Source organism: Bacillus haynesii (assembly GCF_014042035.1).
Taxonomy (GTDB): Bacteria; Bacillota; Bacilli; order Bacillales; family Bacillaceae; genus Bacillus; species Bacillus haynesii.
The window spans coordinates 2,020,203-2,037,503 of the sequence record NZ_CP059494.1 but is presented as its reverse complement, the minus strand read 5'-3'; the positions used below and the strand labels follow the sequence as shown (position 1 = coordinate 2,037,503).

Annotated in this window: 18 protein-coding genes; 15 read left to right on the top strand and 3 right to left on the bottom strand. The window is 46.8% G+C overall.

The features are described 5' to 3' along the window. Positions 1–32 precede the first annotated feature (32 nt). The 4 genes from abc-f (at position 33) to H2R00_RS10110 (ending at position 4,454) form a co-directional block, all read left to right on the top strand. Complete coding sequence (gene abc-f / locus H2R00_RS10125; protein ID WP_182070964.1) at positions 33–1,664, top strand: ribosomal protection-like ABC-F family protein; 1,632 nt, start codon at positions 33–35, stop codon at positions 1,662–1,664. Positions 1,665–1,910: 246 nt separating this feature from the next. Next, positions 1,911–2,711, top strand: coding sequence for a formate/nitrite transporter family protein (locus tag H2R00_RS10120; protein ID WP_154996503.1), 801 nt, complete (start codon positions 1,911–1,913; stop codon positions 2,709–2,711). A gap of 429 nt (positions 2,712–3,140) precedes the next feature. Next, positions 3,141–3,383 carry a transposase gene (locus H2R00_RS21525; protein WP_182070963.1) on the top strand — a complete coding sequence of 81 codons (243 nt, stop codon included), beginning with the start codon at positions 3,141–3,143 and terminating at the stop codon, positions 3,381–3,383. Positions 3,384–3,542: 159 nt separating this feature from the next. Further along, positions 3,543–4,454 carry an AEC family transporter gene (locus H2R00_RS10110; RefSeq protein WP_154996505.1) on the top strand — a complete coding sequence of 304 codons (912 nt, stop codon included), beginning with the start codon at positions 3,543–3,545 and terminating at the stop codon, positions 4,452–4,454. 93 nt (positions 4,455–4,547) lie between these two features. Here H2R00_RS10110 and H2R00_RS10105 read toward each other — a convergent pair whose 3' ends face one another. Then, positions 4,548–5,540, bottom strand: a complete 993-nt coding sequence (locus H2R00_RS10105; RefSeq protein ID WP_154996507.1) for a quinone oxidoreductase family protein — start codon at positions 5,538–5,540, stop codon at positions 4,548–4,550. A gap of 175 nt (positions 5,541–5,715) precedes the next feature. On the opposite strand from H2R00_RS10105, the gene H2R00_RS10100 reads away from it, so the two are divergent. The 10 genes from H2R00_RS10100 (at position 5,716) to H2R00_RS10055 (ending at position 15,830) form a co-directional block, all read left to right on the top strand. Then, positions 5,716–6,273, top strand: coding sequence for a glycerol-3-phosphate responsive antiterminator (locus tag H2R00_RS10100; protein WP_154996509.1), 558 nt, complete (start codon positions 5,716–5,718; stop codon positions 6,271–6,273). Positions 6,274–6,500: 227 nt separating this feature from the next. Then, entirely contained in the window at positions 6,501–7,316 is an 816-nt protein-coding gene (locus tag H2R00_RS10095; protein WP_154996511.1) for an MIP/aquaporin family protein, read from the top strand. Positions 7,317–7,358: 42 nt separating this feature from the next. Next, the gene (glpK, locus tag H2R00_RS10090) at positions 7,359–8,849 is read left to right on the top strand and encodes a glycerol kinase GlpK (RefSeq protein ID WP_154996513.1); all 1,491 of its coding nucleotides are present in this window, start codon (positions 7,359–7,361) and stop codon (positions 8,847–8,849) included. A gap of 144 nt (positions 8,850–8,993) precedes the next feature. Continuing rightward, the gene (gene glpD / locus H2R00_RS10085) at positions 8,994–10,661 is read left to right on the top strand and encodes a glycerol-3-phosphate dehydrogenase (protein ID WP_182070962.1); all 1,668 of its coding nucleotides are present in this window, start codon (positions 8,994–8,996) and stop codon (positions 10,659–10,661) included. A gap of 184 nt (positions 10,662–10,845) precedes the next feature. Further along, positions 10,846–12,594 (top strand): phospho-sugar mutase, encoded by a 1,749-nt coding sequence (locus tag H2R00_RS10080; protein WP_154996517.1) that lies wholly within the window; start codon positions 10,846–10,848, stop codon positions 12,592–12,594. 129 nt (positions 12,595–12,723) lie between these two features. Further along, complete coding sequence (locus H2R00_RS10075) at positions 12,724–13,182, top strand: DUF6773 family protein (RefSeq protein ID WP_182070961.1); 459 nt, start codon at positions 12,724–12,726, stop codon at positions 13,180–13,182. A gap of 21 nt (positions 13,183–13,203) precedes the next feature. Then, the gene (locus tag H2R00_RS10070) at positions 13,204–13,401 is read left to right on the top strand and encodes a helix-turn-helix transcriptional regulator (RefSeq protein WP_154996521.1); all 198 of its coding nucleotides are present in this window, start codon (positions 13,204–13,206) and stop codon (positions 13,399–13,401) included. Between the two features lie 119 nt (positions 13,402–13,520). Continuing rightward, positions 13,521–14,669 carry a GAF domain-containing sensor histidine kinase gene (locus H2R00_RS10065; RefSeq protein WP_244958306.1) on the top strand — a complete coding sequence of 383 codons (1,149 nt, stop codon included), beginning with the start codon at positions 13,521–13,523 and terminating at the stop codon, positions 14,667–14,669. Continuing rightward, positions 14,657–15,307 (top strand): response regulator, encoded by a 651-nt coding sequence (locus H2R00_RS10060; RefSeq protein WP_154996525.1) that lies wholly within the window; start codon positions 14,657–14,659, stop codon positions 15,305–15,307. Before H2R00_RS10065 ends, H2R00_RS10060 begins: the two co-directional genes overlap by 13 nt. A 4-nt stretch (positions 15,308–15,311) precedes the next feature. Beyond that, a complete protein-coding gene (locus H2R00_RS10055) occupies positions 15,312–15,830 on the top strand; it encodes an NADPH-dependent FMN reductase (protein WP_182070959.1) in 519 nt (172 codons plus the stop codon). A gap of 29 nt (positions 15,831–15,859) precedes the next feature. Here the strand turns inward: H2R00_RS10055 and H2R00_RS10050 are convergent, their stop codons facing one another. Next, entirely contained in the window at positions 15,860–16,108 is a 249-nt protein-coding gene (locus H2R00_RS10050; RefSeq protein WP_003180102.1) for a YhdB family protein, read from the bottom strand. A gap of 196 nt (positions 16,109–16,304) precedes the next feature. Here H2R00_RS10050 and H2R00_RS10045 point away from each other — a divergent pair, with 196 nt between their 5' ends. Then, positions 16,305–16,631 carry a YqzG/YhdC family protein gene (locus tag H2R00_RS10045; RefSeq protein ID WP_411802371.1) on the top strand — a complete coding sequence of 109 codons (327 nt, stop codon included), beginning with the start codon at positions 16,305–16,307 and terminating at the stop codon, positions 16,629–16,631. 31 nt (positions 16,632–16,662) lie between these two features. Here the strand turns inward: H2R00_RS10045 and nsrR are convergent, their stop codons facing one another. Continuing rightward, positions 16,663–17,094, bottom strand: a complete 432-nt coding sequence (nsrR, locus tag H2R00_RS10040; RefSeq protein WP_154996531.1) for a nitric oxide-sensing transcriptional repressor NsrR — start codon at positions 17,092–17,094, stop codon at positions 16,663–16,665. Positions 17,095–17,301: the final 207 nt, after the last annotated feature.

The following is a 17,301-nucleotide window of genomic DNA, read 5'->3' as shown; positions in this document are numbered from 1 at the left end:
GTGTCTCTTCACGGGATGCGGAGGAAAGATAGATGATGATATGCAGTTTGCAACATGTCGGGCAAACATACGGAGGACATACGATTTTCAACGGGCTGTCATGGGACCTGCACCAAGGGGAGCGAATCGGTCTGATCGGACGAAATGGGGAAGGGAAAACGACGTTGTTGAAGCTGATCAGCGGCCAAATGAAACCTGATGAAGGCCTTGTGACTTGGAAAAAGGGATTATCAATGGGGCTCTTGGAGCAGAATCCTTCATGGGACGGCAGCAAAACGGTAAAAGAGCTGCTGTATGACGTTTTTTCATCATTATGGAACACACAGCAGAAGCTTTCCCGGATTGAACGTCAGTTGTCGGTTGAAAAGGACGCGGAAAAACTCAGTCTCCTTTTGGAGAAGTACGGATCTTTGCAGGATGAATTTCAGCGAAAAGGCGGCTACGGCATCAGCGCGCAAATCGAACGGGTGGCGCACGGCTTGAATATCGAGCGGCTATTCGATGCCGAGTGGCGGGAGTTAAGCGGAGGAGAACGGACGAAAGCGGGTCTTGCCAGGCTTCTTCTGTCGGCTCCGGATCTGCTTTTGCTGGATGAACCGACAAACCATTTGGATTTGACATCGATCGAATGGCTGACATCTTTTTTAAAGCAGTACAAAGGTACTGCGGTCATCGTATCGCATGATCGCTATTTCCTGGATGAATCGGTTACTTCAATTCTCGAAATCGACCAGGGAGAGCTTCACTTTTACAAAGGCGGCTATACACACTATGTTGATGAACGGGAAGAGCGCCTTATGAAAGAATTTCATGACTATCAGGATCAGCAGAAGAAAATCAAAAAAATGAAGGAAACGATCAAGCGGCTGAAGGAATGGGCGAATCGCGCCAATCCTCCGAATGACGGCCTGCACCGGAGAGCGAAAAGCATGGAAAAAGCTTTGGAACGCATGGAGAAGGTGAAAAAACCCGTACTGGAACGCAAAAAGATCGATTTAGCTTTCAGCATGGATGAACGAAGCGGAAAAGATGTCGTCAGGCTTGAGGATGTCTGCAAAAGCTTCGGTGAGCGGGCGCTTTTTGACAAGCTCAGTATGCATGTCCGTTTTCAGGAGCGCGCAGCCATCGTCGGGGAGAACGGCAGCGGCAAAACGACGCTGCTCAACATCATCAGCGGAAAGGAAACGCCAGACAGCGGTGACGTGCAGCTTGGCAGCAATTTATCGGCTGCATATCTGACTCAGCATGTCGGTGAAATGGAGGAAGAGCGCACGGTTTTAGCCGAATTCCGTGAACATGTTTCCGCATCAGAAGGCGAAGCCAGAATGATGCTTGCAAAGTTTTTGTTTTTCGGCCAATCAGTCTTTCAAAAAGTGAAAGATTTAAGCGGAGGCGAACGGATGCGGCTTCGCTTGGCACAGCTCGTTCACCAAAACCATAACGTGCTTATCCTCGATGAGCCGACTAACCATTTGGATATCGAATCAAAGGAGATGCTTGAAGAAGCATTAAGCCAATTTCAAGGGACGATTATTGCTGTTTCGCATGACAGGTATTTTCTTGACCGGCTTTTCAATGTCACCTGGTGGCTTGACGGCAGGAAACTCGTCAAGTATGAAGGGAACTATACATTCGCAAGGGAGAAGCGGCGGCAGCAGGGTTGACACATTTTTATCACATTTGATAGGATATTGCTACAGTTATAAAAGACAAAAGCAATGGAATGTATGCACGAACTGTATATATTCTCTTTCAATATCTTAATTCTGCTTGATTTTGTTGTATGGGTATGCATACAAGTTAGGCAGCATTCGAACGCCTGGTTGACACAGGTTATTTGAGTGCTGCCTTTTTTTATTGTCTTTCTGCCATAACTGTGAGGAAAAGAAGAAATAATGGAGGGTGTTAGTATGGCTTTTCGAAAACCGGATGAAATAGCGGATGCAGCAATTGAAGCAGGGATGAAAAAAGTACAGCTCCCGCTGCCTTCTCTGCTTGTATTGGGGTTTTTAGGCGGCGCATTTATCGCGCTTGGGTACTTGCTTGATATCAGGGTAATCGGCGACCTGCCGAAAGAATGGGGAAGCCTGTCCAGCCTGATCGGAGCTGCCGTATTTCCTGTCGGTCTGATACTTGTGGTGCTCGCTGGCGCTGAATTGATCACAGGGAATATGATGTCCGTTGCGATGGCTTTATTTTCAAGAAAAATATCACTAAAACAATTGGCGGTAAACTGGGGAATCGTCACGATTATGAACTTAATCGGCGCACTGTTTGTTGCTTACTTTTTCGGACATTTGGTTGGATTGACTGAAACAGGTCCTTATTTAGAAAAAACGATCGCCGTTGCACAAGGAAAACTCGATATGAGCTTCGGCAAGGTTCTCATTTCCGGCATCGGCTGTAACTGGCTTGTATGTCTTGCGGTATGGCTTTCTTTCGGCGCACAAGACGGAGCAGGAAAAATCCTTGGCATCTGGTTCCCAATTATGGCTTTTGTGGCAATCGGATTTCAGCACGTTGTCGCCAACATGTTTGTGATTCCCGCAGCCATTTTTGCAGGCTCATTCTCATGGGGGCAGTTTATCGGAAACATCATTCCGGCTTTTATCGGCAATGTCATTGGCGGAGCCGTGTTTGTCGGTCTCATTTATTTTATTGGATACTACAAGAAAGACCGCTCCAGAAAAGAATTGAAGCAGGTATCATAAACAAAAGGCAAATCCACTCGATGGAACATACAAGAAAAAAGCAAAGGAGGCTGAACAAAATGACAATGAGACAGCAACGTCAACCTGGACGTGATACACAAGGAAAAGTTCATGGTTCATTCAGCCTGTGGAAGAGTTCGTGTCCTTCCTTAACCGATGCTTATCGCACGCATTAAAATCGAAATAGACGGACATACGCAACTCCCCGCAGGCAGTAGAGGTATTGGTGTCTTCTTTTGTCTGCGGTTTTTATTTGCCCGCGGCAGAAGAAATGATGCCGGGGGTGAGCGATATATGGAAGTTTCATTATGACAGTGAAAAAGACAGTTCCATTTTTGCCCGAACCGGCAAACACTTACATACTCAACAACTGACTGAAAAGGCTGCCGGTCATATCATTCAAATCCTGAAAACTGTTCCGCATGCCCATTGTTTGAGCACTGTACAAGATCAAAGAACCGCCAGAAAGTCATCACCCGGCATGTATGGGAGGATCACAAAGAAAAGGTCAGACAACATCGTTTGTCTGTTTCAGGGAAAACCCTCTATAAAAAAAGAAAAAATAGAGCGAAGCTTTGCAGATTCAAAACAGCTGCATGGCATGGGCTTCGCTATTGCAGGTTGAGGGGAAAACGGAAAGTGAGTGAACAAGTTCTCCTCACAGCCGCATGACAGAACAGAAGAAGATTGCCGCATATCTAGCCAAGCAGGGCTAGGATGCGGGAGCTCTTTTTCTGCAACCGGGCCGGAAACACCGTTGAAAACAAACGGAATTTTCTATATGATGGATAGTATTAATGAGAACGGTTATACATAAAAAGAAGGTGCATCATGGAGTTTCTGTTTGTTTTACTGCCGGTTTTCGGGATATTTGCGATCGGGTTCATCGGACAAAAGCTGCTTCATTTTGATATTCAGAACCTATCTAAAATGTCCCTGTATTTAATGTCTCCGTTTTTAGCGTTTGATACGTTTTATGAGAACAAGCTGACGATGGATTATATCTATATGTCTGTCTATTGTCTCGGCCTCTGTTTAACTTTGATTCTATTTGTTTATCTTATTTCATATGTTCACGGGTATTCCAATCAGGAGCGGTGCGCTCTCGTTTTATCGTCCGCTTTCATGAATAACGGAAACTACGGGACTCCCGTCGTCCTGCTTGTCTACGGCACGGCCGGGCTTGATATCGCCGTTGTGCTGATGGTGCTTCAGCAGCTTGTTATGAGCACGATCGGAATGTATTACGCAGCGAAAGGAAGCCCTGAAGCGGGCGGATTTAAAATCGTGATGACAAGGGTTATCCGGATGCCGGTTGCATACGGTGCGTTGCTCGGCATATGTTTTCAGCTGGGGCATATTTCGATTCCCGAACAGTTAATGACGGGAATTAAATTGGTGGGAGATGCCGCGATTCCGACGATTATGATTATTCTCGGCATGCAGCTTGCGGTGATTTCCTTTCAACATATCGAATACCGGAAAATCTCTTACTCTCTTTTGCTGAAATTATTCGTGTCTCCGCTCATTGCCTTGGCGTTTGCACTGATTCTTCCCGTCGACGGCCTTGTCAAACAAATCATGGTGCTGGCGGCGGCCATGCCGACGGCGGCGAATACGACTTTGATGGCGGTGCAGTTTAAAACAAAGCCGGAAATCGTCTCAAGTGCAACTTTTATCAGTACAATGCTCAGCATCGCCACTCTTCCGGTGGTGCTGTGGCTGCTTTCATTATGGGGCTGACCTGAATCTTTCAGGCGGCCTTTTTTCCGGCGAAAACAAAAAGGCAACTTGAAACGGCGGCTGATGACATGGCAAGCCGCCGTTCCCCTAAGTTTACCCGCCTATTTGCAAAGCGATATTTCCAAACTGCTCCGCGTCTTTCATCCGTTTAAAGGCCGGAACCGCTTCTGATAAAGGAAACACTTGATCGATCACAGGCTTAAGTGAATGGCGTTCGATAAAATCAATCATTTGCCGAAATTCCTCGAGGCTGCCCATCGAAGTGCCGATGATGCTGATTTGCGGGAAAAAGAGCGAACGCAGCGGAAGCTGGATGCTGTCTCCCGAGCTGGCGCCGAAATTGACGATCCTTCCGTTCGGCTTGATGACATCGAAATAATTCCCAAAAGTGGCCGGACCGATGCTGTCGAGAATCAAATCAACCCGTTCCCCGTCCAAGCTGTCTTTCCACAGGCCGCGGCTGTCCATTGCGAAGTCGGCTCCATAGCGGAGCGCTTCTTTTCTTTTTTCTTCGCTTCGGGAGGTTGCAGTCACCCGCGCGCCCGCGGCCTTTGCCATGAGCAGCGCATTTGTGGCGACGCCTCCGCCGACTCCCGGTATTAAGACGTGTTCGCCTTTTTTTAAAAGTCCTTTCGTAAATAAAGCCCTATAAGCGGTCAAAGCCGATAACGGCAGGACGCCTGCTTCTTCCCAGGAAAGGTGGGCCGGCTTTTTCAACACGTGATTCGCCGGGACGATGACATGCTCTGCAAAAGTCCCGTCAGATGGGCCGCCGAGAATGTCTGGTACTTGCGGAACAGAATCCGTATATTCCCAGCCGATGCTCGGATTGATGATCACCTCTGCGTGAACGGCGAGGTCCCGAACGCCTTCACCTGTCTCTTCAATAATGCCTGCTCCGTCGGAGCCGGGTATAAACGGGACATCGCCTGCCTGCCTGGACTGAAAGAGGAACAAGTCGCGGTGGTTCAGCCCGGCCGCTTTCAGTCTGATTTTGACCTCACCCGGGCCGGGCGTTTTGTCGGAAACGTCTGTATATTTCAGCCCTGAAAGGCCCTTGATTCCTTCATGGATGATCGCTTTCATAAAAAAATTCCCCCCATTCGAGTTGGTTGTGTTAAATTATGGACATGAATGAAGGTAAATGTAAAATGATTTGCCCGGGGGCCGTGAGAGGCTTCTGTTTTATAAAGGATTGCAATGAGACGGAAATTCCATTAGTGTAGTACAGAAGCTAGATAGCAAGTGAAGGAGATGGAACATGAGTTTTCACGATCAAAATATTTTACCTGCGGTGCGCAATATGAAGCAGTTTGATACATTCCTGGACAGCCCTTTTTTATACGGGGTGCTGCTTGACATCCACCTTGGTCAGCTGGGAGGCGTCATCAGCGCGGCCAGATCCCATGGGAAAAAAATGTTTGTTCACGTCGATCTGATCCAAGGAATTAAGCATGATGAATACGGTGCGGAATTCATTTGCCAGGAAATGAAGCCTGCGGGCATTCTTTCAACAAGATCAAGCGTTATCGCCAAAGCAAAGCAGAAGAAAGTGTATGCGATCCAGCGCATGTTTTTAATAGACACAAGCGCCATGAAGAAGAGTATTGAATTGGTGAAAAAGCACAGACCTGACTATATAGAAGTGCTTCCCGGAGTGGTACCAGAATTGATCAGGGAAGTCAAAGAAAAAACCGGCATTCCGATCTTTGCGGGCGGGTTTATCCGTACCGAAAAAGACGTCGAGCAGGCGCTTGCAGCAGGGGCGTCCGCAGTCACCACCTCAGATACTGATTTATGGAAAAATTACTGGAACTAAAAATTTAAAATGTGAAAAATTATTGACAACGCTTTCACTATACGATACGATCTTACTAAGTTAATACATTGTGACGGAGACCCGGAGACCACAGCAGTTCTTTACTCAGTATGATGTAAAGAAAGTTTGCTGTGTTTTTTTATGGTCTTTTAGACACAGTGAAGAAGGTGAACCCATGGTGTTCATCTTAGAATAACACTTCATAATAGATTTTAGGAGGGATAGCCTTGACAGCATTTTGGGGGGAAGTTATCGGAACGATGCTGCTCATCGTCTTTGGAGCTGGAGTTTGTGCAGGAGTTAATTTGAAAAAATCGCTGTCCCATCAATCCGGATGGATTGTGATCGTCTTCGGCTGGGGGCTTGGCGTGGCCATGGCTGTATATGCCGTCGGCGGCATCAGCGGAGCGCATTTAAATCCCGCCGTTACATTGGGGCTGGCATTTGTCGGAGATTTTCCTTGGAAAGAAGTGCCTTCCTATATTTTGGGGCAGATGATCGGCGCATTTTTAGGGGCGGTGCTCGTTTTTATTCACTACTTGCCGCACTGGAAAGAAACCGAGGATCAAGGCGCGAAGCTGGGAGTATTTTCGACAGGTCCGGCGATTCCAAATACATTTGCAAACCTGTTCAGTGAAACATTGGGGACTTTTATCCTCGTTCTCGGACTTTTAACGATCGGTGCAAACAAGTTTACTGACGGACTGAATCCGCTTGTTGTCGGATTTCTGATCGTGGCGATCGGGATCTCGCTCGGCGGAACAACAGGCTATGCGATTAACCCTGCCCGCGATTTGGGGCCGAGAATTGCCCACTTTGTCCTTCCGATTGCAGGCAAAGGGAGTTCAAATTGGAAGTACGCGTGGATTCCTGTTTTAGGACCGGCGCTCGGCGGTTCATTTGCAGGCGTTTTTTACAATGCCGCATTCAAAGGGCACATCACCAACACATTTTGGATTGTAAGCGTTATACTAGTTGTGATATTGTTAGGTTTCTATATTCATATGAAAAAACAATCGGTTGATCAATCGGTCAACATTTAAAAAAACGCAATCTTAACAGACATATAAGGGGGAGTTTCAAAAATGGAAAAGTACATTTTGTCTCTTGATCAAGGCACCACGAGCACAAGAGCGATTGTTTTCAACAAAGCAGGCGAAATCGTCCATATTGCACAAAAGGAATTTCAGCAATATTTTCCAAACCCCGGCTGGGTTGAACACAATGCAAATGAAATCTGGGGCTCTGTTCTGTCGGTGATCGCTTCTGCGCTTTCAGAATCGGGGATCGAAGCCGGACAAATTGCCGGAATCGGGATCACAAACCAGCGGGAAACGACCGTGGTTTGGGATAAACATACCGGCAAACCGGTCTACAATGCGATTGTGTGGCAGTCCCGCCAATCGGCGGAAATATGCCAGGAATTGAGAGAGAAGGGCTATGAAGAGACGATCAGAGAAAAAACAGGCCTTTTAATCGATCCTTATTTTTCAGGCACGAAGGTGAAATGGATTTTGGATCATGTGGAAGGTGCACGGGAGAAAGCTGAAAACGGCGACCTTCTCTTCGGTACGATCGATTCTTGGCTGATCTGGAAAATGTCCGGCGGAAAAGCGCATGTGACAGATTATTCAAACGCCTCAAGAACATTGATGTTCAACATCTATGACCTAAAATGGGATGATGAACTTCTCGATATTCTCGGCGTGCCGAAATCGATGCTCCCGGAGGTCAAGCCTTCATCGCATGTATACGCTGAAACGGTCGATTATCATTTCTTCGGCAAAAACATTCCGATAGCAGGTGCAGCCGGTGACCAGCAGGCAGCATTGTTCGGGCAGGCTTGCTTTGAAGAAGGAATGGTTAAGAACACGTATGGAACAGGCTGCTTTATGCTGATGAATACCGGCGAGAAAGCGATCAAGTCAGAGCGCGGCCTGCTGACGACAATCGCTTGGGGGATCGACGGAAAGGTGGAATATGCGCTGGAAGGCAGCGTCTTCGTCGCAGGTTCCGCCATTCAATGGTTGCGAGATGGACTGAGAATGTTTAAAGACGCCAAAGAAAGTGAAAAATACGCTGTAAGAGCAGAATCTGCCGATGGTGTTTATGTGGTTCCTGCATTTGTAGGTTTAGGCACGCCTTATTGGGACAGCGATGTCCGCGGCGCTGTATTCGGATTGACCCGGGGTACGACGAAAGAGCATTTTGTTAGAGCAACGCTTGAATCGCTTGCCTATCAAACGAAAGACGTGCTTGACGCGATGAAGGAAGACTCCGGGATCTCGGTGAAAACGCTGAGAGTCGACGGCGGAGCTGTCAAAAACAACTTCCTGATGGATTTTCAGGGTGACATTTTGGATGTCCCTGTAGAACGTCCTGAAATCAATGAAACAACAGCGCTCGGTTCAGCCTATTTAGCGGGCCTTGCTGTCGGCTTCTGGAACGATCGTTCCGAGATCAAAGACCAGTGGCAGCTTGACAAACGCTTTGAACCGAAAATGGAAGAAAAAGAGCGTGAGAGCCTGTACAGCGGGTGGAAGAAAGCTGTGAATGCAGCTAGGGCTTTTAAATAAGCTGCATGTATGTTACAATCTAATTAAGTTAATAGAAACGGTTGGAGAAGAGGAGAGACCACAACACCAAAGCAGTATCAGCGCTTTGGATGTTTGTGGTCTCTTTTTCTATTTTTTACCGTGACAACAAGGGAGGACATGAACATGGAATCATTATTTTCAAGCCGTAAACGGGACGACATGTTACAGAATATGACGAAGCAGAAATATGATGTGTTTATTATCGGAGGAGGGATTACGGGTGCAGGGACGGCATTGGATGCCGCATCGCGCGGAATGAAAACGGCACTTTGCGAAATGCAGGACTTTGCAGCCGGAACGTCAAGCCGCTCCACGAAACTTGTACACGGCGGACTTCGCTATTTAAAGCAATTTGAAGTGAAAATGGTTGCCGAGGTCGGTAAAGAGCGGGCGATCGTCTATGAAAACGGGCCGCACGTTACAACGCCCGAATGGATGCTGCTACCGATGCATAAGGGAGGCACTTTCGGCAAATTCAGCACTTCAATCGGGCTGAGGGTGTACGACTTTTTGGCAGGCGTCAAAAAAGCTGAGCGGAGGAGCATGCTGAATGCCGAAGAAACGCTTCAAAAAGAGCCGCTCGTGAAAAAGAACGGCCTGAAAGGCGGCGGCTATTATGTCGAATACCGGACGGATGACGCCAGGTTGACGATCGAAGTGATGAAAGAAGCGGTTAAATTCGGAGCCGAGGCTGTCAATTATGCAAAAGTAAGCGATTTTATTTATGAAAACGGCAAGGTCACCGGAGTGGTCATTGAAGACGTCTTCACGAAAAAAACGTACCGCGTCTACGCGAAAAAAATCGTGAATGCCGCGGGGCCGTGGGTCGACCGTCTGCGGGAAAAAGACCATTCAAAAGAGGGCAAACATCTTCAGCATACAAAAGGCGTGCATCTTGTTTTTGATCAATCGGTCTTTCCTTTAAAACAAGCCGTTTATTTTGATACGCCTGACGGCCGCATGGTGTTCGCGATTCCGAGAGACGGAAAGGCATATGTCGGCACAACGGACACCGTCTATAACGAAGATCTGGAACACCCTCGAATGACGACTGCAGACAGGGATTATGTCATCAATGCAATCAACTATATGTTCCCTGAACTGGGGATCAAGGCCGAAGATGTCGAATCAAGCTGGGCGGGGCTCAGACCGCTGATTCATGAAGAGGGAAAAGACCCGTCTGAGATCTCCCGCAAAGATGAGATCTGGACTTCTGAATCCGGACTGATCACGATTGCCGGCGGAAAGCTGACCGGCTACAGAAAAATGGCTGAACATATCGTCGACCTTGTCAGAGACCGTTTAAAAGAAGAAGGCGACAGAGACTTCGGACCTTGCAGAACAAAAACGATGCCGATCTCAGGCGGCCATATCGGCGGCTCCAAAAATCTGGAGGCTTTTATTCAAGCGAAAGCAGCCGAAGGAATCGAGGCTGGACTGTCCGAAGAAACGGCCAAACAGATCGCCGCACGATACGGTTCGAACGCAGACCGCCTGTTTGATCGTATTCCATCGCTGAAAGATGAAGCAGCAGAACGCCGCATCCCTGTCCATGTACTAGCAGAAATGGATTACGGGATCGAGGAAGAGATGGCAGCCGTTCCGGCAGACTTCTTCGTACGCAGAACGGGTGCGCTGTTCTTTGACATCAATTGGGTCCGCACTTACAAAGACAGCCTTACGGACTACATGAGCGAGAAGCTGAACTGGGATGGCGAAACGAAGGCCCGGCATGTCCAGGCATTGGATGGACTTCTTCACGACGCTGTTGTCCCGCTGGAAAGCAGATGATTTATTAGGTCAAATGGCCTTGATGAATTTTCGTTAATAATCAATCGAATGGCCTGACATGAGGCTGTCTTGATCAGGCAGCCTCATTTTTTTCGTTCGACATGCTAAATTTGGACAAAGCGGCTGTTTGTCGATATGATAAAAGAAAAGCTGCAATTACTTAGCTGGAACATTGGAGGTAATCATGAGCTGGAGAACGAGCTATGAACGCTGGAAAAACAAAGAAAACTTAGATTCCGAATTAAAATCGCTTCTTTTGAAAGCGGAAGGAAATGAAAAAGAACTAGAGGATTGCTTTTATAAAAAACTTGAGTTTGGTACAGCCGGTATGCGCGGAGAAATCGGACCTGGCCCGAACCGCATGAACGTTTATACGGTTCGCAAAGCATCGACAGGCCTTGCCGCATACATAGGAGCGAACGGCGAAGAAGCTAAAAAGCGCGGCGTTGTGATCGCCTACGATTCCCGCCACAAATCGCCTGAATTTGCAATGGAAGCTGCTAAAACGCTCGCAGAAAACGGCGTTCAAACGTACGTGTTTGACGAACTGCGCCCGACACCTGAACTTTCCTTTGCGGTAAGAGAACTGAATGCGTTTGCAGGTATTGTCATCACGGCGAGCCATAATCCGCCTGAATACAACGGCTATAAAGTCTACGGAGAGGACGGCGCGCAGCTTCCGCCAGCTGATGCAGACAAACTGATCGGCTATGTTAACGCGATTGAAAACGAACTGGAAATCGAAGCCGGCGATGAAGCTGCTTTAACCGAAAAAGGGCTGATCAAAATGATCGGCGAAGACATCGACCAAGCGTATCTTGATAAACTGACATCGATTTCCGTCAACCCTGATCTGGCAAAGGAGACCGAAGTCAAAGTCATCTTCACCCCGCTGCACGGCACGGCAAACAAATCCGTCAGACGGGGCCTGAAAGCTCTCGGGTATGAACATGTCACAGTCGTCCCTGAACAAGAGCTGCCTGACCCTGACTTTTCGACCGTATCTTCTCCTAATCCGGAAGAGCACGCCGCTTTTGAATATGCGATCAGACTCGGGGAAGAAAAAGGAGCCGATATACTGATCGGAACCGATCCTGACGCGGACCGCCTCGGCGTCGCTGTAAAGAATCAAGAAGGCCGGTACGTGGTCCTGACAGGAAATCAAACCGGCGCGCTGCTCCTGCATTATCTGCTATCGCAAAAACAGCAGAAAGGCACGCTGCCTGATAACGGAGTTGTTCTGAAAACGATTGTAACAAGCGAAATGGGGCGCGACATCGCCGCTTCTTTCGGACTTGACACGATCGACACGCTGACCGGCTTTAAATTCATCGGAGAAAAAATCAAACAATTTGAAGCATCGGGCGAATATGCTTTCCAATTTGGTTATGAGGAGAGCTACGGCTACTTGATCGGCGATTTCGCAAGGGACAAGGATGCCGTCCAGGCAGCACTGCTTGCCGTTGAGGTATGCGCCTTCTATAAAAAGCAGGGAAAATCGCTGTATGACGGGCTCCTCGAATTGTATAAATCGTTCGGTTTCTATAGAGAAGGCTTGAAGTCCCTGACCTTAAAAGGAAAAGAGGGAGCGGAACAAATCGCAGCCATCCTCAGCACATTCAGAGAACACCCGCCTCTATCCATCGCCGGAAAAGACGTTATATCCGCCGAAGACTATTTGACAGGGAAGCGGACGCTGCTGAAGGAAAACAAAACGGAAACAATCGATCTTCCGAAGTCCAATGTTTTGAAATATTTCCTGGAAGACGGCTCATGGTTCTGCCTCCGTCCATCAGGAACAGAGCCTAAAGTGAAATTTTATTTCGCGGTCAAAGGCCAAACAAATAAAGACAGTGAAGCGCTTCTCAATCAATTAACAGACGAAGTAATGAAAAAAATCGACGATATTGTAAAATCGACTTCAAATTCATAATCGCTGAAAACCCGCCTTGCCAAATGGCGGGTTTTTCAATTTTTGTTGATAAGCGGCAATGGATAATGTAATATATATTTAACAATAAGTCAGATATAAATTGCATTTTAAAAGGGGAGAATGGCTGACATGAAGTGGAGCAAAACCGGGGATGAATACATAGAAAAGAAAATGACACAATTTTTCAGCGAAGCCGGTATGATTGTCGCTGCTATCTTATTTTTGGATATGATCATCAGGGGCCTCATTTTAGGGAGACCGGCATCCGAATACATTATCAGTGCCATCGGTTTTGCGGTCTATGCAGGTTGGATATTGTTCCGCTATCTTTTGTCGGGGTTTGAATACCCGGAGATTGCAGGTCAATCCGCGTATCGGAAAAAAAGAAAAGAAATCGCAGCCCTCAGCCTCGCCTCCGGCCTCATATTTGCCATTTTAACGCTTATCTTTATCGGCATACCGGAACAACTCGACAGTTGGGTTGACTTTATTGCCATGGTGATGTTGTTTGTATTCTTTCATTTTGTGATCAACTTTATCTCATTGCGTAAATCCTTTCAGAAAAATCAAGATCTATTAGATGATTAAATCAAAACGGCGGGTGAGCATATGGTTAACCGGGTCAAACTCGCCCGGATCGAAAAGTCTTTGACACAAGCCCAGCTCGCCGAGCGGGTCAATGTGACAAGGCAGACGATCGGGCTGATCGAAAAAAATAAATACAATCCGACCTTGCAGCTTTGCATCGCGATCGCAAAGGCGTTGGACAAAACGCTTGACGATTTGTTCTGGGAGGAAGAAGCTTAAGGATGAGTTTTGCCCTTTCTCAGTCAAAAGTCTTAGAAAAGTTCATCTCATGAGGGCGGGCTTTTTTTTATCAAATATCGGTATAATAAAAGAAACTCCGGTTTAAGGGGATGAAGCTTTTGCGGGAAGACACGCAGTTTGAAAAATTGAAAACGCTCAAAGAAATAGCGGAAACGTTAAACGAAGGGAACCATCTAAAGGAAACGCTTCATGCTGTTTTACAGAAGCTGCTCCGCTTAACGGGACTGAAAACGGCATGGCTTTTTCTGATCGATGAAAAGGGAAGCTTTGAACTGGCCGCTTCGGTCCGCCTGCCTCAGGCCCTTTCTTACCGGCACAACCGTTTATTATGCGAAGGAAGCTGCTACTGTCTTGAACAATACAGGGACGAAAAGCTGGACAGGGCGAAAAATATCATCCACTGCCGGCGGATTACGACGGCCATGAAACAGAAAACTGGTGATCCGGAAGGCATCACCCATCATGCAACCGTCCCGCTCAGCGACCAAAAGAAACGGTTCGGTTTGCTGAACGTTGCGGCTCCGGGCAAAATTCATTTCAGCCGCGGAGAACTGGCGCTCCTCGAAGCTGTTGCTCTGCAAATCGGGATGGCGATCAAACGGATGAGGCTTGCTGAACAACAGCAAAAACACATGCTGCTGACCGAAAGAAACAGATTGGCTCAGGACTTGCATGATTCCGTCAATCAAATGCTTTTTTCGCTCAGCTTGACCGCTAAAGCGGCGGGTGAAATGACAGACCAGCCTGAAATCAGGGAAATGCTCGAGTTTATGCAAAATCTTTCTCATGAAGCGCTTCTTGAGATGCGGGCGTTAATTTGGCAGCTCAGGCCCCAGGGCTTGGAAGAAGGATTGGCTGCGGCTCTTGAAAAATATGCGGAAGTGCTCGGCCTTCAAGTGATCTTCAAGCTCAGCGGTGTGCTCCGTCTGCCACCTTCTGTTGAGGAATTGATGTGGCGGCTGAGCCAGGAAGCCCTCAACAATTGCAAAAAGCATGCCGGTGCAAGCCGCATCCAAGTGAAAATCGATGTATTCCAGTCGTCTGCCGTCTTGGAAATCGAAGATGACGGCAAAGGGTTTCAGTACGATCCTGATGCGGGCATTCCGACGCTTGGGCTGAAAGGAATGAAGGAGCGGACGGAAAAAGCGGGCGGCACGCTCTTGATCACCTCCGCAATCGGTAAGGGGACGAAAATCCGGGCGGTTTTGCCTTTGAAGGAGAAGGGGGAGGCAGGATGGAAAAGGTGAAAATCATCATTGCCGATGATCATCATATTGTCAGAAAAGGCCTCTTGTTTTTTTTCAAAACAAAAAGCGATTTTGACGTTGTCGGAGAGGCTTCGACAGGAATCGAGGCGCTCGATGTCTTGCGAAAACGGGAGGCAGACATCGTATTAATGGATTTATCAATGCCTGAAATGGACGGAATTGAGGCGACAAAGCGAATAAAAAAGGAATATCCGTCTGTCAAAGTCATAGCGCTGACAAGCTATGCGGACGAAAGCTATGTGATCCCTGCCATCCAGGCGGGAGCCTGTGCCTATCAGCTGAAAGATGCCGAGCCTGATGAACTTGTCGAGACGATTCGTGCTGTTTATGGCGGCAGATACTCATTGGATCCGAACATCATGTCCCACATCTTTCACCATGTGTCACAGGCTGATGAGAAAGAAAAAATACATCAATTGACAAATAGAGAAAAAGATGTTTTATTGGAAATTACAAAAGGGAAAAGCAACAAGGAAATTGCCGCATCTTTATTTATCAGCGAAAAAACGGTAAAAACCCATGTATCCAATCTGCTGTCAAAGCTTGGCTTATCCGATCGCACGCAAGCCGCGCTCTTTGCAGTAAAACACGGACTACAACAAAATGACGGGAGATGATCAAATGAAAATAACCGTAATCAGCGGAACCGCGAGAAAACAAGGCAGAACGCGGATTGCCGCTTCCTATATCGCCCGCACCTATCAGGCGGAGCTTATCGATCTAAGCGAGTTCATCCTTCCGATTTTCAACGGAGATGAAGAGCAAAGCTCTCTGGAAAATGTTCGAAAACTGAAAGCTTCGGTTAAAGAAGCAGATGCTGTCGTTTTATTATCTCCCGAATACCACAGCGGTATGAGCGGTGCTTTGAAAAATGCGCTCGATTTTTTAAGCAATGAGCAGTTCTCGGGCAAACCGGTGGCGCTTTTTGCTTGTGCAGGAGGCGGTAAAGGCGGGATGAACGCGCTCGCCAATATGCGCATTGTCGCACGCGGAGTTTATGCGAACGTCATCACAAAGCAGCTTGTGCTCGATCCGATTCATATTGATGAAGAACACCAAACGGTTACTGAAGCAGCCAAAGCCAATATCAAAAATGTAATTGAAGAGCTTCTGCTCTTTGCCGAATTTCAAAAAGCCTGACGCTGAAAGAGCGCCAGGCTTATTTTATTTTACGTAAAGACAAGCACGCCGTTTTCGTGTTCGTGTCCGGAAAATGAGGCGTGATCAATATACTGCAGCAGATCATAAAGCCTTTTTTCGACAATGGCGTCATCTCTTTCAAAATTGTAGGCGTGCAAAAAATGTTCGATCCGCTTTGATAATAAATCGTCTTCTGTCCGCACCATCAGAATCAGCAGGTTGTCCCACTGCGAGCGGTGCGTATAGTATAGAGCTTTGTCATAATCAGCGTAATTCAATTTCGCCACTCTCCCTTCTTTCTGAGGAGTCATGATTATTTTATGTGGCGGGGTGTTTTTTTCTCCGGGGAAAACTTGGTCTCCCTTGTTTGGCGGCCTAGAAATATGAGGATGGTATACGCAGACCGCGAAAAATGTCTGCATGACATTCGCCGTTTACGGTCAAGCTAACGTATGTACAATACATGCGGAGCGAATGGAAATGAAAAAACGATATTGCACGTACTTTTTTTGTATACTAACGCTTTTATCATTCCCGGCGAAAAGTCACTTTCAAGCAGGTGTTTCCGATGCACCTGAACGGTGGGAAAGAATCGCCTGGAGCGCGCTTGAAGAAAAATACGATGGCGCAAAGCTCGAGGATTATGAATATTTAGGGCGCACACAAGTCAATGATGAAGAGACAAAGGATGTCTTCAGGGTAACCGTCAATCAGGAAGGCAAATCATTTTCAGCGCACGCCGAAGTGTATTTTCACCCGGTGACCAATGCGATTATCAACGTCAATATTTTTCCCTTATAGCAAAAAAAAACGAAGGAAACCGTTTCCTTCGTTAACTCAATAATTTACGTATATGGTCCTGATTAACGATAATATCTTGCAGAGTGTATTGATCCAATACGTCCAAATAGGCGGATAGGGCTTTGTTTAAAACATGCTTTAATCCGCAGACCGGAGAAAGTATACAGTTGTTTTTTTCTCCGCTAAAACACTCGACAATGTTAAAATCATCTTCTGTATGTCTTATGACTTCACCGATATTAATCTGTTCAGGCGCTTTTCCGAGACGAATCCCGCCGTTGCGGCCCCGTATCGTTTCAACGTAGCCAAGCTTGCCAAGCTCGTAAATCACCTTCATAAGGTGGTTTTTTGATATGGAATAAGAATCGGCGATGTCTTTTATATTGACAAGCTCGTTTGAGTTTTTGGTTGCTAGAAAAATCAGTACTCTCAATGAGTAATCCGTATAATTTGTTAATTTCATCGCATGACCTCAATCAAACAAGTTTCCATTATCTTATCACATTTGCTTTCAATTATGAGGGTGGAACGGAAATTGTTACAAAAATATAAAACATTCCTTGAAAATATTGCTTTAATTCCATTAAAAGTCTAGTATAAAGATGTATCCTAAATACATCTTTAATCAAAAGTATCAGTCCCATTTTAAAAAAGATCTTATTGCACCTTT